At 73.4% G+C, this 20810-nt stretch carries 19 protein-coding genes; 12 read left to right on the forward strand and 7 right to left on the reverse strand.

Annotated features, from left to right (window positions below):
- From GA0070621_RS15760 to GA0070621_RS15770, 3 genes are all read left to right on the forward strand, one after another.
- Positions 1 to 669: a response regulator transcription factor gene (locus GA0070621_RS15760; protein ID WP_007072219.1), complete on the forward strand. Its 669-nt coding sequence runs from the start codon at positions 1 to 3 to the stop codon at positions 667 to 669.
- Positions 670 to 873: 204 nt separating this feature from the next.
- Positions 874 to 1686 (forward strand): SAM-dependent methyltransferase, encoded by an 813-nt coding sequence (locus GA0070621_RS15765; RefSeq protein WP_091196298.1) that lies wholly within the window; start codon positions 874 to 876, stop codon positions 1684 to 1686.
- A gap of 82 nt (positions 1687 to 1768) precedes the next feature.
- Positions 1769 to 3436 carry a putative bifunctional diguanylate cyclase/phosphodiesterase gene (locus GA0070621_RS15770; RefSeq protein WP_231921061.1) on the forward strand — a complete coding sequence of 556 codons (1668 nt, stop codon included), beginning with the start codon at positions 1769 to 1771 and terminating at the stop codon, positions 3434 to 3436.
- 317 nt (positions 3437 to 3753) lie between these two features.
- Here GA0070621_RS15770 and GA0070621_RS15775 read toward each other — a convergent pair whose 3' ends face one another.
- Complete coding sequence (locus GA0070621_RS15775; RefSeq protein WP_091196303.1) at positions 3754 to 4878, reverse strand: glycosyltransferase family 4 protein; 1125 nt, start codon at positions 4876 to 4878, stop codon at positions 3754 to 3756.
- Positions 4875 to 6134, reverse strand: coding sequence for a M48 family metallopeptidase (locus GA0070621_RS15780; RefSeq protein WP_091196305.1), 1260 nt, complete (start codon positions 6132 to 6134; stop codon positions 4875 to 4877). The genes GA0070621_RS15775 and GA0070621_RS15780 overlap by 4 nt, the downstream gene beginning before the upstream one ends.
- A 281-nt stretch (positions 6135 to 6415) precedes the next feature.
- Between GA0070621_RS15780 and GA0070621_RS15785 the strand changes: the two genes are divergently transcribed.
- From GA0070621_RS15785 to GA0070621_RS15800, 4 genes are all read left to right on the forward strand, one after another.
- Positions 6416 to 6928, forward strand: coding sequence for a hypothetical protein (locus tag GA0070621_RS15785; protein ID WP_091196308.1), 513 nt, complete (start codon positions 6416 to 6418; stop codon positions 6926 to 6928).
- 64 nt (positions 6929 to 6992) lie between these two features.
- Positions 6993 to 7838, forward strand: a complete 846-nt coding sequence (locus GA0070621_RS15790; protein WP_091196312.1) for a DUF4097 family beta strand repeat-containing protein — start codon at positions 6993 to 6995, stop codon at positions 7836 to 7838.
- 24 nt (positions 7839 to 7862) lie between these two features.
- On the forward strand, positions 7863 to 8816 hold the full coding sequence (locus GA0070621_RS15795; protein ID WP_091196315.1) for an ATP-binding cassette domain-containing protein: 954 nt from the start codon (positions 7863 to 7865) through the stop codon (positions 8814 to 8816).
- Positions 8813 to 9604, forward strand: a complete 792-nt coding sequence (locus GA0070621_RS15800) for an ABC transporter permease (RefSeq protein ID WP_091196317.1) — start codon at positions 8813 to 8815, stop codon at positions 9602 to 9604. Before GA0070621_RS15795 ends, GA0070621_RS15800 begins: the two co-directional genes overlap by 4 nt.
- A gap of 28 nt (positions 9605 to 9632) precedes the next feature.
- Here GA0070621_RS15800 and GA0070621_RS15805 read toward each other — a convergent pair whose 3' ends face one another.
- Entirely contained in the window at positions 9633 to 9848 is a 216-nt protein-coding gene (locus GA0070621_RS15805; protein WP_091196320.1) for a hypothetical protein, read from the reverse strand.
- 118 nt (positions 9849 to 9966) lie between these two features.
- Positions 9967 to 11475 carry an NYN domain-containing protein gene (locus GA0070621_RS15810; protein WP_091196321.1) on the reverse strand — a complete coding sequence of 503 codons (1509 nt, stop codon included), beginning with the start codon at positions 11473 to 11475 and terminating at the stop codon, positions 9967 to 9969.
- 127 nt (positions 11476 to 11602) lie between these two features.
- On the opposite strand from GA0070621_RS15810, the gene GA0070621_RS15815 reads away from it, so the two are divergent.
- From GA0070621_RS15815 to GA0070621_RS15835, 5 genes are all read left to right on the forward strand, one after another.
- Positions 11603 to 13360, forward strand: coding sequence for a DEDD exonuclease domain-containing protein (locus GA0070621_RS15815; protein WP_091196324.1), 1758 nt, complete (start codon positions 11603 to 11605; stop codon positions 13358 to 13360).
- Positions 13361 to 13486: 126 nt separating this feature from the next.
- Positions 13487 to 15277, forward strand: a complete 1791-nt coding sequence (locus tag GA0070621_RS15820; protein WP_091196328.1) for a RelA/SpoT family protein — start codon at positions 13487 to 13489, stop codon at positions 15275 to 15277.
- Between the two features lie 48 nt (positions 15278 to 15325).
- Complete coding sequence (locus tag GA0070621_RS15825; protein ID WP_091196331.1) at positions 15326 to 15865, forward strand: NUDIX hydrolase; 540 nt, start codon at positions 15326 to 15328, stop codon at positions 15863 to 15865.
- Entirely contained in the window at positions 15862 to 16773 is a 912-nt protein-coding gene (locus GA0070621_RS15830) for an NTP transferase domain-containing protein (protein ID WP_091196333.1), read from the forward strand. Before GA0070621_RS15825 ends, GA0070621_RS15830 begins: the two co-directional genes overlap by 4 nt.
- Before the next feature lie 52 nt (positions 16774 to 16825).
- The gene (locus tag GA0070621_RS15835) at positions 16826 to 17113 is read left to right on the forward strand and encodes an Lrp/AsnC family transcriptional regulator (protein ID WP_091196336.1); all 288 of its coding nucleotides are present in this window, start codon (positions 16826 to 16828) and stop codon (positions 17111 to 17113) included.
- A gap of 63 nt (positions 17114 to 17176) precedes the next feature.
- Here GA0070621_RS15835 and GA0070621_RS15840 read toward each other — a convergent pair whose 3' ends face one another.
- The 3 genes from GA0070621_RS15840 to qcrA form a co-directional block, all read right to left on the reverse strand.
- On the reverse strand, positions 17177 to 17872 hold the full coding sequence (locus GA0070621_RS15840; RefSeq protein ID WP_091196339.1) for a DUF4142 domain-containing protein: 696 nt from the start codon (positions 17870 to 17872) through the stop codon (positions 17177 to 17179).
- Between the two features lie 211 nt (positions 17873 to 18083).
- Complete coding sequence (qcrB, locus tag GA0070621_RS15845; protein WP_091196341.1) at positions 18084 to 19703, reverse strand: cytochrome bc1 complex cytochrome b subunit; 1620 nt, start codon at positions 19701 to 19703, stop codon at positions 18084 to 18086.
- Positions 19700 to 20785: a cytochrome bc1 complex Rieske iron-sulfur subunit gene (qcrA, locus tag GA0070621_RS15850; RefSeq protein WP_091196344.1), complete on the reverse strand. Its 1086-nt coding sequence runs from the start codon at positions 20783 to 20785 to the stop codon at positions 19700 to 19702. The genes qcrB and qcrA overlap by 4 nt, the downstream gene beginning before the upstream one ends.
- Between the last annotated feature and the right edge of the window lie 25 nt (positions 20786 to 20810).

A 20810-nucleotide genomic window follows, 5' to 3' on the forward strand; every position in this document is an offset into this window, starting at 1 on the left:
ATGACCACTAGCCCGACACCGGCCACCCGGACCAAGGTTCTCCTTGTCGACGATCACGACCTCATCCGCAAGGGACTGCGGCACGCCTTCGAGCGGGACCGGCAGTTCGAGGTCGTGGGCGAGGCCGCCACGGCCGCGGAGGGCGTCCGGCAGGCCGGCGCGCTCCAGCCGGACGTGGTGATCATGGACCTGCGGCTGCCCGACGGCAGTGGCCTGGAGGCCACCCGCGCCCTGCGCAAGTCCAGCGCGTCGATGGGCATCGTCGTGCTCACCATGTACGCCGGCGACGACCAGCTCTTCGGGGCCCTGGAGGCGGGGGCGAGCGCGTTCGTGCCGAAGACCGCCCCGGCCGACGAGGTGGTGGCCGCGGCCCGGCACGCCGCCTCCTCGCCCAGCGCGTTCACCGCGGCCGACCTGGCCGAGGCGATGAAGCGCCGGCTCGCGCCGTCCGGCCCGCAGCTCTCCCCCCGGGAGGGCCAGGTGCTGCGGCTGCTCGCCGACGGCATGAGCGTCGCCGGCATCGCCAAGCAGCTGTTCGTCAGCGAGTCGACCGCCAAGACGCACATCTCCAAGCTCTACGAGAAGCTGGGCGCCGCCAACCGGGCCCAGGCGCTGATGACGGCGCTGCGGCTGGGTCTGCTGGAGGCCCCGGACGCGCCGAAGTTCTGACGGTCATCCGACAGTCGGAGGAAAGGCCCGCGTCCGCGTCCCGGACCGGGCCTTCCGGCGTTCCGGACGGTCCGCCACCGCGTACGGTGAGCGGTCGACCGCGTAGCGACGGCGGTCTTTGCACCGGGAGAACGGGCGGGCAGAATACCCGGGTGGCCAGCGTGGGCGACAAGCCCGCGCGCTGTTGACACAAAGGGGCGAGCCATGCAGCGGCCGGACTGGGCACCCGACACGATCGACATCGAGCGCCCGAGCGTCGCCCGCATGTACGACTACTACCTCGGCGGCTCGCACAACTTCGCCGCCGACCGGGCCGCGGCCCGGGCCATGGTGGACGCCGTGCCGGAGGCGCCGCTGATGGCCCAGGCCAACCGGGCGTTCCTCCGCCGGGCGGTGCAGTTCCTGACCGAGTCGGGCGTACGCCAGTTCCTCGACATCGGCTCCGGCATCCCGACCGTGGGCAACGTGCACGAGATCGCCCAGCGGGTCGACCCGGAGTGCCGGGTGGTCTACGTCGACGTCGACCCGGTCGCGGTGGCGCACAGCCGGGAGATCCTGGCCGGCAACGACCGGGCCACGGTGATCCGGGAGGACCTCCGCCACCCGGCGGCGATCCTCGGCCACCCCGAGGTCACCCGGCTGCTGGACTTCACCCAGCCGGTCGCCGTGATGATCGTGGCGGTGCTGCACTTCATCCCCGACGCGGACCGGCCGGAGGAGATCCTGCGGACGCTGCGCGCGTCCCTCGCCCCCGGCAGCTACCTGGTCATGTCCCAGGCCAGCGACGACGGCCGCACCGGCACGGGCGAGCGGGCCGAGGCCGAGCAGGTCTACCGCCGCACCGACAGCCAGCTCTGGATCCGCAGCCGGGCCGAGCTGGCCGCGCTCTTCGACGGCTTCGAGCTGGCCGACCCGGGCGTGGTCTGGGTGCCGGAGTGGCGCCCGGAGTCGCCGGAGCAGGCGGAGAACGCCGCGCAGGCGGTCTTCCTGGGCGGCGTCGGGCGACTCGGTGGGTGACGGCGCCGCCGCGACCCGCTCCTGCCCCGACAGCTTCGCGCGGGCCTGGGCCAAGGCGGTCTCCGGGACCAGCTACCTGCCGATGACCCAGGCCCAGCTCGAGGCCCTGCTCCAGCGGCTCACCGAGCGGCTGGCCGTGGCGCTCCGGACCGAGCCGTTCGACCTGCGCGTCGGCCAGCAGGTCGGCGCCGAGCTGGTGCAGGCGCACATCGCCTCCGCCGAGGGGCTGGGCCGCACCATCGAGGTGATCCAGCTCCGCCTGGTCCGTGACCTCGGCCTGGTCGACGGCGACGTCGAGGACCGGATGGCCCGGCTGCTCGCCACGGTCGCCACCGGGTACGCCCGCGCCCTGCGCGACCGCACCCTGGACGAGCAGGAGTCCATCCGGCGGGCCGCGATGATGGCCCGGGCGCAGGCCGAACGGGCGCTGCGGGACAGCGAGGCCCGCTTCCGGTACCAGGCCACCCACGACCCGCTGACCGACCTGCCCAACCGCACCCTGTTCACCGAGCGGCTCACCGCCGCGCTGGACGACCCCGGCCGGGGCGCCGACCGGATCGGGGTCTGCTTCCTCGACCTCGACCGGTTCAAGGTGGTCAACGACACCCTCGGCCATCAGGTCGGCGACTCGCTGCTGGTGTCGGTGGCCCAGCGGCTGCACCGGGTCGTCGGTGAGCACCTGGTGGCTCGGCTCGGCGGCGACGAGTTCGTCATCCTGGTCGAACGCACCGGTTGCACCGAGGACGCGGTCAAGGTCGCCGAGGCCGCTCTCGCGGCGGTGAGCGAACCGGCGCTCGTCGACGGACACGAGCTGACCGTGTCGGCCAGCATCGGCATCGTGGAGCGACCCGTGGCCGGCACCACGCCGATGGAGCTGATGCGGGCCGCGGACAGCACCCTGCACTGGGCCAAGGCGGCCGGCGGGGCCCGCTGGTCGATCTTCGACGCCGACCGCAACCGTCGTGAGCTGGCCCGGTACGCCCTCTCCGCGGCCATCCCCGCCGCCCTGGACCGGGGCGAGTTCTATCTCGACTACCAGCCGCTGACCTCGCTGCGCGACGGCCGGGTGCTCGGCATGGAGGCGCTGGTCCGCTGGCGCCACCCCGAGCTGGGCGTGCTACGGCCGGACAGCTTCATCGGGCTGGCCGAGGAGACCGGGCTGATCGTCCGGCTGGGCGGCTGGGTGCTCGCCGAGGCCTGCCGGGAGGCCCGCACCTGGTCGACGGGGCGCGACGACGCGCCGTTCGTCAGCGTCAACCTGGCGGTTCGCCAGCTGCACCGGCCGGGCCTGGTGCAGGAGGTGCAGGGTGTGCTCGGGCGGACCGGGCTGCCCCCGGAGCGGCTCCAACTGGAGGTCACCGAGAGCACCATGATGAGCACCGTCGAGGAGCCGGTACGCGCCCTGCGCGTGCTCAACGACCTCGGGGTACGCGTCGCCATCGACGACTTCGGCACCGGCTACTGCAACCTGGCGTACCTGCGGGACCTGCCGGTCAGCGAGCTGAAGGTGGCCGGCGAGTTCGTGGCCGGGCTGCGCGCCCCCGCGGACGACCCGCGCAGCCGTACCGACGAGCGGATCCTCGCCTCGCTGGTCTCGCTCGCCCACGCGCTAGACCTGACCGTGACCGCCGAGGGCGTGGAGACCGCCGAGCAGGCGGAGCGGCTGCGGGCGATCGGCTGCGACGCCGGGCAGGGCTGGCTCTTCGGCCGCCCCGCCCCCGCGGATCAGACCCTCCGCCACCCGACCTGAGCCCCGCGCCCCGCGCCGAGAATCTCGCCACCGCCTTTGGAGCTGATAGCGCAAGCGATTCGCGGTCCGCTGCGACATGCGGGGCACCTCGGACCGCCATGCGGCCATCGACCGGCGACAATCGACCGGCAACGACCGGGCAGCGGTCAACGGGCAACCTGAATCGTCTACGACATCAGCTCCAAAGGCGGTCACCGAGACAAGTGCTCCCGGCACGACCGACCGCTGGCAGTCACGACCGGCCCCGCGCGGCATGGTCCGGCCCGACGCGAGCCGTCAGCAAGGTCACCGCCGGGCGGCGACCCGCCGGACCTGGGTCAGCCGGCGAGCAGGGCGGCCATCCGTTCCGCCTGGGCCTCCCAGCGCCACTCCTGCTCCACCCACGCGCGGCCCGCCGCGCCGAGCTGGCGGGCCAGATCCCGGTCGGCGAGCAGCGTCGCCACCCGGTCGGCGAGCTGGGCCACGTCCCGGCCCCGGACCACGTACCCGGTCTCCCCCTCGCGGACGGCGTCGGGCGCGCCACCGGAATCCCCGGCCACCACCGGCAGCCCGGTCGCGCTGGCCTCCAGATAGACGATGCCCAGGCCCTCGACGTCCAGCCCCCGGTTGCGGGTGCGGCAGGGCATGGCGTAGACGTCGCCGGCGGCGTAGTGGGCGGGCAGCTCGGCCGACGGCACCGAGCCGGTGAAGACCACGTCCCGTTCCACCCCGGTCTGCCGGGCCAGCTTCTCCAGCGTCGCCCGGTACGGCCCGCCGCCGACGACCAGCAGCGCCGCGTCCGGCACCCGGCGGCGGATCTCCGGCATGGCCCGGATCAGCATGTCCTGCCCCTTGCGCGGCACCAGGCGCGAGACGCACACCACGACCGGCCGGTCGGCCAGGCCCAGCCGCAGCCGTACCCGATCCCCGTCGACGGCCGGGTGGTAGGTCTCCACGTCGACGCCCGGCGCGAGCCGGCGCAACTCGGTGACCCCGTCCAGCACCCGGGCCAGCCGGACCCGGGTGTACTCGCCCAGGTAGGTGGTGACGTCCACGCCCCGGCCGATCCGGCGCAGCGCCGTCCGGGCGCCGGGCAGCGCCGCCCAGCCGGCCTCGTGCCCGTGGGTCAGCGCCACCGCCCGCCGGATCCCGGTGCGTCGGCGCAGCCCCGCCGCGAGCAGCCCCAGCGGGGCGGCCGCGCCGAACCACACCGTGTCGCACTCGTACGACCGGGCCAGCTTCGCGGCGCGGCGGGCGATCAGCGGGGTGGGCAGCAGCACCTTGGTGCGTTCCCGGATCACCTCGAAGGGCTGGTCGGCGTCGAACTTGGCGGCGCCCCGCCAGCTCGACGCGTACACCACCACCGAGCCCGGGGGCTGGCGCACCGCGAGGTTGTGCACGAAGGACTGGATGCCGCCGGGGCGGGGCGGGAAGTCGTTGGTGATCAGCAAGGTCCGGCTCATCTGCCGATCTCCCTGGCGTAGGCGCGGGCGGCGGCCATCCGCTCCACGGTGGACGGGTGGGACGCCGACCAGAGGTACTCCCACCGGGGCGGGTCGGGGTCGGCCAGGTTGACCCCGGCCAGGCGACGCTGCATCGCCTCGAAGGTGGTCGGGTCGCCGGTCAGCGCCAGCGCGTGCGCGTCCGCCCGGGCCTCCACCCGCCGCGACACCAGCGCCTGCACCGGGGTGGCCACCAGCCCGGCCACCGTGATCAGCGCGATGAGCAGCGGGAACGCCCGGGGCTGGGCGATCGAGTCGACCCCGGCCAGGCGCAGCAGCGGCGGCCAGGAGCCGACCAGGTAGAGGGCCACCACCCCGGCGGCGGCACCGAGCGCGCCGACCAGCGTGCCGACCCAGACGTCGCGGTCCTTTGCGTGCCCCAACTCGTGGGCGACCACGCTGGTCACCTCCTCGGGGGTGGCCTCGCGCAGCAGGGTGTCGTAGACCACCACCCGCCGGGTGGGCCCCAGGCCCGACACGTACGCGTTGACCGCGCGGGTCCGCCGGGACGCGTCGGCGACCAGCACGTCGCGGACCGGCACGCCGTCCCGGGCGGCCAGGCTCATCAGCTCGCTGCGCAGCGGGCCGGGCTCCATCGGGGTGAACCGGTTGAACACCGGCTCCACCAGCACCGGCAGCACGAACGACAGCAGCACCACCAGCCCGGCCGCCCCGGCCGCGCCGAACGCCCACCACCAGCGGGGCGCGAGCCGGACGACCGAGTAGAAGCCGAGCAGCACCAGCGCGCCGATGACCGCGCTGACCGCGTACGACTTGAGCAGGTCGACCGCCCAGCCGCCCCAGCCCTGGGTGCTCAGCCCGTAGCGGGTGAGTACGGTGTGCCGCCACGCGGCGAGGGGCAGGGTGAGCAGGTCGGCGAGGAGCAGCACGGCGAGCCCGCCGAGCACCGCCTGGGCGACCCAGTGCCCGCCGAACGGCCGACCGACGACCTCCACCAGGCGACCGCCGATCGGTGTCAGCCCGAGCACCAGGGCCACCACCAGGCCGACGGCGAGCGCCGACCATCCGGCGGGGCGCAGCGCGCCATGGAACGCCCGCCCCCGGGCCACCTGCTCGACCGGGAGGGCTCGTAGCGCGGCCAACTGGTCGGCGCGGGGCGCCGGTGGCCGCTGCCATGGGATCAGCAGCGCCGCGGTGACGGCCAGCGCCACGGCCAGCCCGACCAGGGTGAGCAGCGCCCAGCCGCGCGGGGTCACCGCGACACCCGTCCGGAGGCGCCGACACCGGGCGCCGCACGCAGGCTGGCCCGGCCGGTCGTCTCCGGGGCCACCACCCCTCGCGCGCCGCTGCTGCGCCGTACCCGCTTCATGCCACACCCTCCCGCCGTGACCGCTCATCTTATTGCCCGCCCGGCCACCGCCCGCAGGGCGTCGTCCGCGACGGCGTGACCTGGCTGGTGCCATATCCGACACCAGAACGACGCCATGCGACGTCAATCAGACTTGATATGACGCCACAATGGTGCCACCATGACGTCATGGATTTGACGTCGTATGTCGACAGCCTCCGCCAGGAACTGGCCGGCGTCGCCGAACTCGGCGGCGAAGAGGTCCGCGCGTTGGCCGAAAGGCTCACCGGGTCGATGGAGTCCGCCTTCCGGCTGGCGCTGCTGGAGGCGCTGTCCGCGGCGGCCGGCGAGATCACCCGGGATCTCGCCCCGGGGTCGGTCGAGCTGCGCCTACGCGGCCGGGAGGCCAACTTCGTGGTGACGCCACCGCCGGTCGAGCCGCCGCTCCAGGCCGGTCCCGCCGGCTCCGGCACCGACGCCCCGGCCGTCCCCGACGCCGAGGACGGCCCGGTGTCGCGGATCAGCTTCCGGCTGCCCGACCAGCTCAAGAGCCGGATCGAGGAGGCCGCCAACCGGGAGGGGCTCTCGGTCAACGCCTGGCTCGTCCGGGCCGCCACGGCCGCGGTGCAGTCCGCTCCCCTGGTCCGACCGGCGGCGCGAGCCCCACGCGGCAGCCAGCGCTACACCGGCTGGGTCCGCTGACCACCCGACGCCCCGGCCCGTCCCGCACCGCCGCCCCCAACGCCCGAACCAGGAGGAACCCGTCATGCCCACCTTCGACACCCCGGAACAGATCCAGGCCGTCGTGGACATCAGCGTCGGCGACATCCACATCGTGGCCAGCGACCGCGAGACCACGGTCGTCGAGATACGCCCGACCGACGACACCAGGGAGGCCGACATCCAGGCCGCACAGCAGACCCGCGTCGAATACGGCGACGGCAGGCTGGTGGTCAAGGGGCCGCGGACGAAGGTCCTGGGCGTGTTCGGCAAGGTCGGGTCGATCGACGTGACGATCGACCTGCCGACCGGCTCGCGGGTGCAGGGCAACGCCTCGGTCGGCGCGTTCCGCTGCACCGGTCGCCTCGGCGAGTGCCGGCTGAAGACCTCTGCCGGCGACATCCACGCCGACCACACCGGCCCGCTGGACCTCTCCACCGCCGCGGGCGCGGTGGAGGTGAGCACCGTCGCCGGTCGCGCCGAGGTGAGCACCGGCTCCGGCCGGGTCCGGCTGGGCGAGATCGACGGTGGCGCGGTGATCAAGAACTCCAACGGCGACAGCTGGGTCGGCACGGTTGGCGGCGACCTGCGGGTGAACGCGGCCAACGGCAACATCTCCGTCGACCGCGCCGGGTCCGGCGTCACCGCCGCCACCGCCAACGGCAACATCCGGATCGGAGAGGTCCGCCACGGGCCGGTGTCGATGAAGACCGCGATGGGCGAGCTTGAGGTCGGCATCCACGGCGGCACCGCTGCCTTCCTGGACCTGCACACCTCCTTCGGGACCGTGCGAAACCAGATCGAGCCGTCCGACACCCCGCCGCAGGAGGAACGGACCGTCGAGGTCCGCGCCCGCACCTCGTACGGCGACATCGTCATCCGGCGCAGCTGACCCCGCCCTTCCAGAGGAGACACGATGACCACCTCGCCCCCGCCCGCGATCGCGGCCACCGGACTCCGCAAGTCCTACGGCGACCACGTGGTGCTCGACGGCATCGACCTGGCCGTGTCGCCGGGAACGATCTTCGCGCTGCTCGGCCCGAACGGCGCCGGCAAGACCACCACCGTGCAGATCCTGTCCACGCTCATCCCGGCCGATGACGGCGTGGCCCGGGTCGCCGGGCACGACGTGACCCGGGACGCCGACGCGGTACGGGCGGTGATCGGCGTGACCGGCCAGTTCGCCGCCGTCGACGGACTGCTCACCGGCACGGAGAACCTGCTCCTGATGGCCGACCTGCACCACCTCGACCGTGCCGAGGGCCGGCGACGCACCCGCGAGCTGCTGGCGCGCTTCGACCTCGTCGAGGCGGCCGACAAGACCGCCGCCACCTACTCCGGCGGCATGCGCCGCCGGCTCGACCTGGCGATGGGGTTGATCGGCGCGCCGCGTGTGCTCTTCCTCGACGAGCCGACCACCGGCCTCGACCCGCGCAGTCGACGCGAGGTGTGGCGGATCGTCCGCGACCTCGTCGCCGACGGGATGACCATCTTTCTCACCACGCAGTACCTGGAGGAGGCGGACCAGCTCGCGGACCGGGTGGCCGTGCTCGACCACGGCCGGCTGATCGCCGAGGGCACCCCGGACGAACTCAAGCGCCTCGTCCCGGGCGGGCACATCGCCCTGCGGTTCACCGACCCGGCGAACCGCGCCGCGGCCGAGTCCCTGCTCGGCGGCGTCCCCGGCACCGACGAGCTCACCCTGCAGGTCCCCGGCGACGACGGGTTCGCGTCGCTGCGGGCGTTGCTCGACCGGCTCGACGGCGCCTCGATCGGCGTCGAGTCGCTCGCCGTGCACACTCCCGACCTCGACGACGTCTTCCTGGCACTCACCCACCAGCCCACCGAGGAGAAGGTCCCGCTGCCATGACCACGCTCTCGTACGCCCTCCGCGACTCGAGCACGATGCTGCGCCGCAACCTGCGGCACATGCGGCGCTATCCTTCGCTGACCCTGATGCTCGCCGGCATGCCCGTGGTGTTCCTGCTGCTCTTCGTCTACGTCTTCGGCGGGACCCTGGGCAACGGCCTCGGCGGACCGGCCGGCGGGCGGGCCGCGTACCTCACCTATGTCGTACCCGGCATCCTGATGATGGGGGTGGCCGGCGCGGCCAACGGCACGGCGATATCGGTCGCCACCGACATGACCGAGGGAATCATCTCGCGGTTCCGCACCATGGCGATCGCCCGCGCGTCGGTGCTGACCGGTCACGTGGTCGGCAGCCTGATCCAGACGATGCTCAGCCTGGTCGTGGTCGTCGGCGTCGCGCTGCTGGTCGGTTTCCGTTCCGACGCCGGCCCGCTCGCCTGGCTCGCCGCCGCCGGGGTTCTGGCCATGGCGACCTTCGCCCTCACCTGGCTGGCGGTGGCGCTCGGGCTGGTCAGCGAGAGCGTCGAGACGGCCAGCAACCTGCCGATGCCGCTGACCCTCCTGCCCTTCCTCGGCAGCGGTTTCGTGCCCACCGAGTCGATGCCGGCCGGGCTGCGCCAGTTCGCCGAGTACCAGCCGTTCACCCCGATCATCGAGACCCTGCGCGGTCTGCTGACCGGCGGCCCGGTCGGGTCGAACGCCGTGGCCGCCACCGCCTGGTGCGCCGCCATCGCGCTGGCCAGTTATCTCTGGGCGAGGCGGCTCTACGCCCGCCGGACCGCGCGCTGACCCGCCCCACCCAGACCGCGGTGGTGGTTCACGCCGCCCGTCCCCGTCGGATCCGCCGGGGACGGGCGGCGGCAGCCGGTGCCAGCACCTCCACCACGAAGCCGGCCCGGGCGAACACCTCGATCGCCCGGTGCTCGGCCGCGTCCAACCGGGCCGCCGGCGAGTCCGCGTCGAGCAGCGCGGTCACCAGGCAGCCGGAGCACCCGGCGCCGCGGATCCCGCAGGTGTCGCAGTCGATGAGCATCGTGCCTCCTGACGAGCGTGGCGGCGGGAGCGACCACGTCGTCACCACCCGACCACCGTCGGTCAGGTCGGACACTATCCACCGGGTACGACACAACCGGACAACCGGTGATCAACAGTCAGGAGCGGGACAGCCGGCGCAGCAGCGAGTCGGCGCCGAGCGGGTACGCGCCGTGCCGGCGTACCCCGTCGGCGACCTCGCGGTCGGAGGAGACCACCACCACCGGACGCCCCGCCGGCTCGGCGCGGACCAGCCGGCGGATCAGCTCGTCCGCGGTCTCCCCCTTGCGGGAGAAGAGCACCCGCACCCCGCGCGGCGTGGGCGGCAGCCCGTGGATCCGCTCCGCGCCGTCGAAGACCACGGTGACCTCGTCGCCGGTCTGCGCGGCGATCCCGCCCAGCCCGCTGATCAGCCGTTTGCGCTGCTGCTCCAGCGACATCTCACCGAAGCCGCGCTTGGTGACGTTGTAGCCGTCGACCACCAGGTGCGCCTTGGGCAGCGCGAGCAGCTGGTCCAGCCGGGCCGGGTCGTCGGTGTCCCGGGCACGGGCCGCCGCACCGGCCGGGGTGGCCGCCGACTGGTCGGCGAAGGCGTCCGCGACGAAGTCCGCCGGCAGCTTCTCCACCGGGTCGAGCGCAAGCTCGCGGCGCAGCCCCACCGCCGCCTGGCCGATGGTCTCCAGCAGCAGCCACAGCTTCGCGTCGTCGACCGAGCGGGCCTCCTTGGCGACGGCCCGGGCCACCCCCGCGGCGGACTCCGCCTCGGCCAGCCGGGCCCGGACGCGGCGCAGCTCGGCGTCCGCGTCGGCCGCCGCCCGCGCGGCCCGGCCCCGCTCGGTGGCCAGCATCTCGGTGGCCTTGCGCTCCCGGCCCTGGGTCTCGCGGAGGGTACGGGCGAGCTGGCGGGCCTCCTCGCGGAGCTGGCCCAACTCCTCCCGCACCCGGGCCAGCTCGTCGCGGAGCTTCTCCGCCTCGACCCGGGCCACGGCCCGGTCGTGCTCGGCGCGGGTGGCCCGCTGCTCGGCCTCCCGGACCAGCTCGGCCACCACCGCGCTGTCCGCCTCCGCGCGCACCGCGGCGCCGCTGGCCTCGATCAGCTCGCGCCAGCCCCGGGGCCGGGCCAGATAGGCCAGGGCGGCCACCTCGACCGGGTCGGCGGCGGCCGGGGCGGTCCCCTCCACGACGGCCGCGCCGAGATCGCCGGCGTCGGCCAGCACCCGCGCGGTGACCCGCTGCCGGAACAGCGGGTCGGCGGTGAGCTGGGCGGCGATGACCGGGGCGCCCAGCCGGGCGCGCCGGTTCGGGGCGAACTTGGCGACCCGGCGCAGCGGGACGGGCACCTCGTCGGCGGGCAATCCGGGCAGCACGGCGGCGGTGAGCGCCACGATCCGCTGCCGGACCGGCTCGGGCAGGACCGGCTCGGGCTCGGGATCGGACTCGGCCGGACCGCCGGCTCCGGCCCACCCGCTGACGCCGACCGATCCGCCGGCTCCGGCCGACCCGCTGACGTCGGTCAGCGCGCCGGCGGCGTCCGTACCCGGGGCGCGCGGGCCCTCACCGGCGTCCTGCGCGGCGGCCACCGGCTCCTCCTCGGGGAGGTGGTCGTCGTACGGCTCGGTGAGGGGCATGTGGCAAGTCTCCCACCGCGGACGGGCCCACCGCCCGGTGAGTGAGCCGATCTCTCATCCTAATCCCGTGGTAACGGCTGGGGCCGGTGGGACGGGAGTGTCGGACCCGCCCGCTAGCGTGCCGCGGGTGACGCGAGCGGAGTACGTCCAGGAGGCGCTGGCCGGCCTGGACCGGGCGACGGGCACCGGGGTCGACCCCGCGCTGCCGCTCTACGCGACCACCTTCGTGGTGGTCGACCTGGAGACCACCGGCGGCGCGCCGGACGGCGGCGGGATCACCGAGATCGGCGCGGTCAAGGTACGCGGCGGCGAGGAGCTGGGAGTGCTCGCCACCCTGGTCAACCCGGGCGAGCCGATCCCACCGTTCATCACCGTGCTGACCGGCATCACCCAGGCCATGCTGCTCCCCGCCCCGCCGATCGAGCAGGTGCTGCCGAGTTTCCTGGAGTTCATCGCCGACGCCGTGCTGGTCGCCCACAACGCCCCGTACGACGTGGGTTTCCTCAAGGCCGCCTGCACCCGGCACGGCTACCGCTGGCCCAACCCGCGGGTGCTGGACACCGCGGCGCTGGCCCGCCGGGTGCTCACCCGCGACGAGGTGCCCAACCGCAAGCTCGGCACCCTGGCCGCCTACTTCCGCACCGCCACCCAGCCCACCCACCGGGCGCTGGACGACGCGAAGGCCACCGTCGACGTGCTGCACGGGCTGATCGGCCGGCTCGGCGGGCATCGGGTGGACACCGTCGGCGAGGCGATCGAGTTCGCCCGGGCGGTCACCCCCACCCAGCGGCGCAAGCGCCACCTCGCCGACGGGCTGCCGAAGGTCCCCGGGGTCTACATCTTCCGGGCCGCCGACGACCGGCCGCTCTACGTCGGCACCTCCGGCGACATCGCCACCCGGGTCCGCAGCTACTTCACGGCCAGCGAGAAACGGGCCCGGATCTCCGAGATGCTGGCCGCCGCCGAGCGGGTCGACGCCGTCGAGTGCGCCCACTCGCTGGAGGCGGAGGTCCGCGAGCTGCGGTTGATCGCCGCGCACGCGCCGCCGTACAACCGGCGCTCGAAGTACCCGGAACGCCAGGTCTGGCTGAAGCTGACCGACGAGGCGTACCCGAGGTTGTCGATCGTGCGCGACCTCGCCCCCACCGACACCGCCTACCTCGGCCCGTTCCGCTCCAAGCAGGCCGCCGAGTTGGCCGCCGCCGGCTTCCACGACGCGGTGCCGCTGCGCCAGTGCACCCACCGGCTCTCCCGGCGCACCACCATGCCGGCCTGCGCGCTGGCCGAGCTGGGTCGTTGCCCGGCGCCCTGCGAGCACCGGATCACCCCCGAGGAGTACGACCAGCGCGCCGCCGCCCCGTTCCGTACCGCCACCACCGACGACCCGCAGGTGGTGGTGGACGCCCTGCTCGCCCGGATCGAGGTGCTCTCCCACGCCCAGCGCTACGAGGAGGCCGCGGTGGTGCGGGCCCGGCTGGCCGCGGTGCTGCGCGCGGCGGTCCGGATGCAGCGGCTGGTGGCGCTGACCCGCATCGCCGAGCTGGCCGCCGCCCGCCCGCACGCCCGGGGCGGCTGGGAGCTGGCCCTGGTCCGCCACGGCCGGCTGGCCGGCGCGGGCGTCTCCCCGCCGGGTGTCCATCCGCGACCGACCATCAACGCGATCCGGGCCACGGCCGAGACCGTCCTGCCCGGTCACGGCCCGGTCCCGGCGGCCTCCGCCGAGGAGACCGAACGGGTCCTGTCCTGGTTGGAACGACCGGAGACCCGGCTGGTGGAAATCTCCTCCGGCTGGGCGTCGCCGACCACCGGCGCGGGCCGGTTCCGTGCCCTGCTGACCAAGGCCGAGAGCGGAGGGTCCCACCAACTCTCGACCGAACGCTCATGACCAAGTGTCCGATCGGACTACGTCGACTCCCTTAGTCTGTTAAGAGAGTGCAGTCCTGCCCGTTTCGCGGGCCTGCTCCCGGTCGCCGGCGGGGCGGCCCGGGGCCGGGGTGAGGAGGTGTCCCAGGTGGACGTCGACGCCGGACACGGCGCCGCCCTGGGCGGCGCCCTCCCGACCCAGCCCGGCGATCTGCCGCTGACCCGCCGGCTGCGCTCCCTGCTCACCTGGCCCACCACCGACACCGACCCGGTCAGCGCCCTGGTCCGCACCCATCGCGGCATCCACGCCAACGCCGACGCCTCGGTGCTACGTCGGGCGTACACGATCGCCGAGAACATGCACCGCGGCCAGTTCCGCAAGAGCGGCGAGCCGTACATCACCCATCCCCTCGCCGTCGCCCAGATCTGCGCCGACCTCGGCGTGGACACCACCACCCTGGTCGCCGCGCTGCTGCACGACACCGTGGAGGACACCCGCTACACCCTCCAGGCGCTCCAGGAGGACTTCGGCCGCGAGGTGGCCCACCTGGTCGACGGGGTGACCAAGTTCGACAAGGCGTTCTACGGCAAGGCCGCCGAGGCGGAGACCGTCCGCAAGATGATCGTCGCGGCCGGCAAGGACGTCCGGGTGCTGATCATCAAGCTGGCCGACCGGCTGCACAACATGCGCACCCTGGGCGTACGCTCCGCCGCCTCCCGGGAGCGGATCGCCCGCAAGACCGAGGAGGTGCTCGTCCCGCTCTGCGACCGGCTGGGCATCCAGACCCTGAAACGCGACCTGGACGACGTGGTGCTGCTGCACCTGCACCCCGAGGAGCACGCCCGGATCGCCCGGCACGTGCACGACCGGCCCGGGTGGGACGCGTACCTCGCCGAGGTGGTGGCGAAGGCCCGGGTGGCGCTGCGTCGCAGCCGGGTCGACGCCGAGGTCTCCCCCCGCCCCCGGCACCTCTACTCGATCTGGCGGGACACCGTGGCGGGCGGGTACGCCGCCCCGTTCGACCTGCCCCGCATCGCGATCGTGGTGGACGGCCCGGCCACCGACTGCTACGCCGCCCTCGGCGCGGTGCACGGGCTGTGGCGGCCGGTGCCGGGCCGCTTCAAGGACTTCATCGCCTCCCCCAAGAACAACCTCTACCGCTCGCTGCACACCAGCGTCCGCGGCCCGCAGGACCGCACGGTGGAGGTGCTGATCCGCACCGAGGAGATGCACCGGTCCGCCGAGTACGGCGTCGCCGCCCAGTACCGTTTCCCGCGCGCCGCCGGGCGGGCCGCCGATCGGGCGGACGAGTTGGCCTGGCTGCGCCGGGTGCTCGACTGGGAGCAGGACACCGTCGACCCGACCCAGTTCATGGAGTCGCTGCGCTGCGACCTGGCGGAGGCGCAGGTCCAGGTGGTCGCCGACGGGCGGCAGATCGTCCTCCCGGCCGGCGCGACCCCGGTCGACCTGGCGTACGAGCTGGGCACCGAGCGGGGCGACCACTGCCTCGCCGCCCGGATCAACGGGCGGCTGGCCCCGCTCTCCTCCGAACTGGAGGAGGGCGACGTGGTGGAGATCTTCACCGAGAGCGACGCGGACAGCGGCTACGATGCCGACGCCGCGCCGCGCGGGCCGCGCCGGGAGTGGCTTCGCTTCGTCAAGTCGCCGCACGCCCAGATGCAGATCAACCGCTGGTTCGCCGAGCACACCGAGCCGGGCATCTCGATCGCCGACAAGGTACGCCTCGGCCGGGCCACCATCGGCCTCGCGCTGCGCAAGCACAACCGGGGTCTGGCCAGCGACCTGCCGCTGCTGCGGCTCTCCGAGGAACTGGGCTACCCGGACCTGGAGACCCTGCTGGTGGCGGTCTTCGACCGGGCCGTCGAGCCGGACACGGTGGTCCAGCAACTGATCGACCTCGTCGACCACCGGCAGTAGCCGAAAGCCGTTCGTCCGGCGGAGCCCTCCGGCCATTAGCCTGAAGGCATGATCCCCCGCGCGCGTGCCACCGGACGGGCCCTCGGCTATCAACTCTTCTACCGCCTCCCCGTCCCGCTGCGGCGCCGGCTGGTCCGCCTGGCCGTGCCGAAGTACATCGTCGGCGCGGTCGCCCTGGTCCGGGACACCGAGGCCGAGGGCGCGGGACGGCTCCTGCTGCTCCGCCAGCCGCCCGGCTACAGCTGGACCCTGCCGGCCGGGCTGCTGCAACGCGGCGAGGCGCCGGTGGTCGGCGCGGCCCGCGAGCTGCACGAGGAGTCGGGCATCCGGCTCTCCCCCGACCGGCTCCGCCCGGCCGTGCCCAATGCCGTGGTGCACGCCAAGGGCTGGGTGGACGTGGTCTTCGAGACCGAGGTGCCGGCCTCGACCACCGAGCTGAAGGTGGACGGCGCCGAGGTGTTCGAGGCGGCCTGGCACCCGCTGGACGACCTGCCCCGGCTGAGCCGGGCCACCGCCAACCTGCTCGCCCACTACGGCATCGGTCCGCGCGCCGGCGAGGTCCCGCCCGCGGCGCCACCGGGCGCGTGACCGGCCCCGGCCCGACCGGCGCGGCGGGTCCCGGCTGGCGGGCGGCGGCGGACGTCTGCGCGGTGGTGCTCGCCGCCGGCGAGGGCACCCGACTGCGCCCGCTGACCGAGCGGGTGCCGAAGGCGCTCTGCCCGGTCGGCAACGTGCCGCTGCTGGACCGGGCCCTCGACCGGCTGGCCGGACTCGGCCTGGCCGGCCCGGAGCGGGTCGCGGTGAACGCCTGCTACCTGGGCGACCTCGTGGTGGCGCACGTCGGGTTCCGGGCCCACCTGTCGGTCGAGCCGGGCGACCCGCTCGGCACCGCCGGCGGGCTGGGCAACCTGCGGGACTGGATCGCCGGGCGGGGCGTGCTGGTCAGCAACGCCGACGCGTACCTGGCCGATCCGGACGCCCCGCCGGGGCCGGACGTCGCGGCGCTGCTGGACGGCTGGGACGGGCGGAGCGTACGCCTGCTCGGCCAGCCGGCCGACGAGCCGGCGGCCCTCGGCACCTTCGGCGGCCACCGGTTCGTCGGGTTCTCGCTGCTGCCCTGGCGGCTGGTCCGGGACCTGCCGGCGGCCTTCGGCGACCTGGTCCGGGCGGTGTGGCGGCCGGCGGAGGCGGCCGGTGCGCTCACGGTGGTGCCCTACCGGGGCACCTTCTACGACACCGGCACGCCGGCCGACTACCTGACGGCGAACCTGCACGCGGCCGGCGAGGGCAGCCTCGTGCACCCGACCGCCACCGTCACCGGGCGGGTGCGCCGGGCGGTGGTCGGTGCGGAAGCAACCGTCCGGGGCGAGGTCACCCGCGCCGTGGTCTGGCCCGGCGCGACGGTCGGGCCGGACGAGCGGCTCACCGACGCGATCCGCGCCGGGAACGATCTGACCGTCCCGGCCGGCCGGATCGCGGAGCCGGGGACGGGCTGACCGGTCGAGCCCTTAGCATGGGCGACGACGTCGACGAACGGAGAAATGCCCCGTGATCACCGCGATCGTGCTGATCGACTGCGCCACCGACTCCATCCCCGAGGTGGCCGAGACCCTGGCCAACCTGCCCGGCGTCAGCGAGGTCTACTCGGTGGCCGGTCACGTCGACCTGATCGCCATGATCCGGGTCCGCGAGTTCGAGCAGATCGCCCAGGTCATCGCCGGCAGCATCTCCAAGGTGCCCGGAGTGATCAACACCGAGTCGCACATCGCGTTCCGGGCGTACTCGCAGCACGACCTGGAGGAGGCGTTCGCGATCGGGCTGGCCAACGCCGACTGACCCCGTACGTGTGGCGGCCGGCCCACCCCCATGGGACGGACCGGCCACCATCGGTCGTACGGGTCAGCTCTGGCTCGGCGCCGGGGTCTCCTCCGTGGTGCCCGGAGCCGGCGTCTCGGTGGTGCCCGGAGCCGGGGACTCGGTGCCACCCGGAGCCGGGGACTCGGTGCCGCCCGGAGCCGGCGTCGAGGTGCCACCCGGGCCGGGCGTGCCGCTGGCGCTGGTCTGCGGGACCGGGATGCCCAGGGTCTGGGCCAGCGACGTCAGGGCGTCGAGGTGCGCCTGGAGCACCGGCAGCGCGTCCTGGGCCAGCGTGATCACCGACTGCTCGGAGCCCTGCGAGATCTCGGTCTGGGTGGCCTGGATGGCCTGAACGTGGCTGTTCAGCTCGGCGGTCACCCACGCCTTGTCGAAGTCAGCACCGCTGAGGTTGTTCAGCTGGTTGATGACGTTCTGCTGGTCCGTGGTCGGGCTGTTCGGCAGCTGGACGTTCAACTGCTGCGCGGTGGACTTCACCGAGTCGTCCAGCTGGGTGTGGTCCGTCACGAACTGCTTGCCCAGATCCTTCACCTCCGCGTTCTGGCCCTTCTGCTGGGCCAGGTTGCCCATGTTGATCTCGAAGAGGTTGATCTGGTGCAGCGCCTGCAGGTACTGGGTGTCCTGCGTTGACGGCTGTGCCGCGGCCTGCGCCGCCGCGGCTGGCGCCAACCCGACCACCACCATGGCGGCCAGGAGTCCGAGGCGTTTGATACCCAACATCTTTCCCCCCCTTTTTCGTTGGACCGCACGGATACCCGGCTGACCGGGGTTATTCCTGCGAATCCACCCGTCCGGGTCAGGGGGTGGCGGGGCAGCGGAGCGGATGCACGGGGCACGCGGTGTGCGGGACGGGACGGACGGCGCGGAAACGACCGTGGCGCCCGCCGGAGAGCCGGCGGGCGCCACGATCAGTGGTACTCGGGTCAGCGGATCAGTGCCGGCTCTCGCCGCTGCTGATCTCCTCGCGCTCCGGTCGGGGCTCGACCGGCGGGTGCCCCGGCGAGACCGGCGCCTCGGCCGGCTTCTCGATCGGGTAGAAGAAGCCCCGGACCGCCGGGCCGAGGGCGCCGAGCCGGTTCATCTTCTTCGGGACGACCCAGCCGACGTAGTCCAGCCCCTCGTGGCCCTCGGCCGCGCTGAGCGGCTGGTGGACCTCGACGAACCGGCCGTCCGGCAGCCGCTTGATGATGCCGGTCTCCACGCCGTGGGCCAGCACCTCCCGGTCGTGCTGCTGCAGACCGAGGCAGATCCGGTAGGTGATGTAGTAGGCCAGCGGCGGGAGGACCAGCAGGCCGACCCGGCCCGCCCAGGTCATCGCGTTCAGGCTGATGTGGAACTTGTCGGCGATGACGTCGTTGCCACCGGAGAGCGTCAGCACGACCCAGAACGACAGGGCCATCGCACCCACCGCGGTCCGGGCCGGGACGTCCCGGGGCCGCTGGAGCAGGTTGTGGTGGCGGTAGTCCTTGAGGCGGCGGGCCTCCAGGAACGGATACATCGTCGACAGGCCCACCAGGATGCCGGGGAGCACGACCGTCGGCCAGAACAGCGGCGGGATGACGTATCCGTCGCCGATCGGGATGCTGATCTCCCAGCCCGGCATGAGGCGGGTCGAGCCGTCGAGGAACATGACGTACCAGTCGGGCTGGCTGGCCGAGGAGACCACCCACGCCTCGTACGGGCCGAAGTACCAGATCGGGTTGATCTGGAACAGGCCACCCATCAACGCGATCACGCCGAACACGACCAGGAAGAAGCCGGCCTGCTTGATCGCGTACCGCGGGAACATCCGCTCGCCGACCACGTTGTCGTTGGTCCGGCCGGGGCCGGGCCACTGGGTGTGCTTCTGCTTGAAGACCAGGCCCAGGTGGACGCTGATCAGCGCCACCAGCAGGCCCGGGATGAGCAGCACGTGGGCGATGAAGAACCGGCTGATGATGATGGTGCCCGGGAACTCCCCGCCGAAGATCGACGAGCTGACCCACGAGCCGATCACCGGAATCGACAGGATGATGCCGGAGGCGATCCGCAGACCCGTGCCGGACAGGCCGTCGTCCGGCAGCGAGTAGCCGGTGAAGCCGGCCAGGAAGCCCACCCAGAACAGCAGCGAACCGATGATCCAGTTCGTCTCGCGCGGCTTGCGGAACGCGCCGGTGAAGAACACCCGGAGCATGTGCACCACGATGGCGGCCATGAACAGCAGCGCCGACCAGTGGTGCATCTGCCGCATGATCAGGCCACCCCGGACATCGAACGAGATGTCCAGGCTGGACGCGTACGCGGCCGACATCGGGGTGCCCCGCAGCGGGGCGTAGCTGCCGCTGTAGACCACCTCGGCCATCGACGGCTCGAAGAAGAAGGTCAGGTAGACACCGGTCAGCAGCAGCACGACGAACGAGAAGAGCGCGATCTCGCCGAGCAGGAAGGACCAGTGGTCGGGGAAGACCTTGTTCAGCAGCTTGCGCAGCGGGGTGGCCGCCGAGAAGCGGTCGTCCAGCGCGCCGGCGGTCCGGGCCGGCACCGCTGCTACGTCAAACTTTCGGCGCTTCATGGCCGCTCCCAGAAGTCGGGACCGATGGTTTCGGTGTAGTCGGACTTCGCCACGAAGAAGCCCTCCCCGTCCACCTCGATCGGCAGCTGCGGCAGCGGCCGGTTCGCCGGGCCGAAGACCGGCTTGGCGTTGTCGGTGATGAGGAACTGCGACTGGTGGCAGGGGCAGAGCAGCCGGTTGGTCTGCTGCTCGAAGAGGCTCGCGGGGCAGCCGGCGTGCGTGCAGATCTTGGAGAACGCCGCGAAGTTGCCCCACATGTAGTCGCCGTGCCCGACCCGGGCGTTGGCCACGCGCGACTTCTCCGCGTCGCCGTCCCGCAGGTGGATCAGCAGGGTCGGCGAGTCGGCGTACTTGTTGCTGACGCCGCCGTCGACGCCCGGGAAGACGGTGAGCTGACCACCGACGCTGACGTCCGCCGGGCGGATCGGCCGGCCGTCCTCGCGGATCAGCCGGATCTTCTTCCCGTCCACCGGCTTGAACCCGGTGGTGAACATCTGGTTGTTCTTGTGGGGGTTCTGGATCAGGCCGCCCACCAGCGGCGCCGCGGCCACCAGGCCGACCGGCGCGAGACCGGCCATCAGCGAGGCGCCGAGCAGCGGCCGGCGCCGGACGCCCAGCTCGTCGGCCATGTAGAGCATCGTCTCGCCGGTGATCCGGCGGTCCTCCGAGGAACTCGGCTGGTCGTGCCGGTCCTGGATGGAGACCTCCTTCGGGAGCAGCTTCTTGCCCCAGGTGAGGATGCCGAAGCCGACGGCGAGCAGCGCGATGCCGAGGGTCACGCCGAGCAGCGGGGTGTACCACTTGTCACCGCCGCGGCCCGGCTCCCACTGCCACGGCCACCAGATGTAGACGACCAGGAACGCGGTGGCGGCCAGGCCGGTCAGCAGGAAGAACGTGGCGACCGTACGGGTCATCCGGCGCTCCGCCTTGCTGCCCGCGACCACCTGCGGCTCGTAGTGGACGATCTCGATGTCGTCCCGCCGCGCGCCCTCCTGGACGATGTCGAACCGGGACAGCCGCGGGTCGTTCACGTCGAGCGGCTCCCGGCCCTGCGGCGCCTGGTGCTCGATATGGGTGCTCATGCCGCCACCTCGCTACGGGCGGCGC

Source organism: Micromonospora narathiwatensis, assembly GCF_900089605.1.
Lineage (GTDB): Bacteria > Actinomycetota > Actinomycetes > Mycobacteriales > Micromonosporaceae > Micromonospora > Micromonospora narathiwatensis.

What these genes read in the sequence shown, in the direction of transcription:
- GA0070621_RS15795 (WP_091196315.1), top strand. Translation starts at nt 7,863, where the DNA reads ATGACCACCTCGCCCCCGCCCGCGATCGCGGCCACCGGACTCCGCAAG.
- GA0070621_RS15825 (WP_091196331.1), top strand. Translation starts at nt 15,326, where the DNA reads ATGATCCCCCGCGCGCGTGCCACCGGACGGGCCCTCGGCTATCAACTC.
- GA0070621_RS15840 (WP_091196339.1), bottom strand. Translation starts at nt 17,872, where the DNA reads ATGTTGGGTATCAAACGCCTCGGACTCCTGGCCGCCATGGTGGTGGTC.
- qcrB (WP_091196341.1), bottom strand. Translation starts at nt 19,703, where the DNA reads ATGAAGCGCCGAAAGTTTGACGTAGCAGCGGTGCCGGCCCGGACCGCC.
- qcrA (WP_091196344.1), bottom strand. Translation starts at nt 20,785, where the DNA reads ATGAGCACCCATATCGAGCACCAGGCGCCGCAGGGCCGGGAGCCGCTC.
- GA0070621_RS15765 (WP_091196298.1), top strand. Translation starts at nt 874, where the DNA reads ATGCAGCGGCCGGACTGGGCACCCGACACGATCGACATCGAGCGCCCG.
- GA0070621_RS15770 (WP_231921061.1), top strand. Translation starts at nt 1,769, where the DNA reads ATGACCCAGGCCCAGCTCGAGGCCCTGCTCCAGCGGCTCACCGAGCGG.
- GA0070621_RS15790 (WP_091196312.1), top strand. Translation starts at nt 6,993, where the DNA reads ATGCCCACCTTCGACACCCCGGAACAGATCCAGGCCGTCGTGGACATC.
- GA0070621_RS15800 (WP_091196317.1), top strand. Translation starts at nt 8,813, where the DNA reads ATGACCACGCTCTCGTACGCCCTCCGCGACTCGAGCACGATGCTGCGC.
- GA0070621_RS15760 (WP_007072219.1), top strand. Translation starts at nt 1, where the DNA reads ATGACCACTAGCCCGACACCGGCCACCCGGACCAAGGTTCTCCTTGTC.
- GA0070621_RS15805 (WP_091196320.1), bottom strand. Translation starts at nt 9,848, where the DNA reads ATGCTCATCGACTGCGACACCTGCGGGATCCGCGGCGCCGGGTGCTCC.
- GA0070621_RS15785 (WP_091196308.1), top strand. Translation starts at nt 6,416, where the DNA reads ATGGATTTGACGTCGTATGTCGACAGCCTCCGCCAGGAACTGGCCGGC.
- GA0070621_RS15775 (WP_091196303.1), bottom strand. Translation starts at nt 4,878, where the DNA reads ATGAGCCGGACCTTGCTGATCACCAACGACTTCCCGCCCCGCCCCGGC.
- GA0070621_RS15810 (WP_091196321.1), bottom strand. Translation starts at nt 11,475, where the DNA reads ATGCCCCTCACCGAGCCGTACGACGACCACCTCCCCGAGGAGGAGCCG.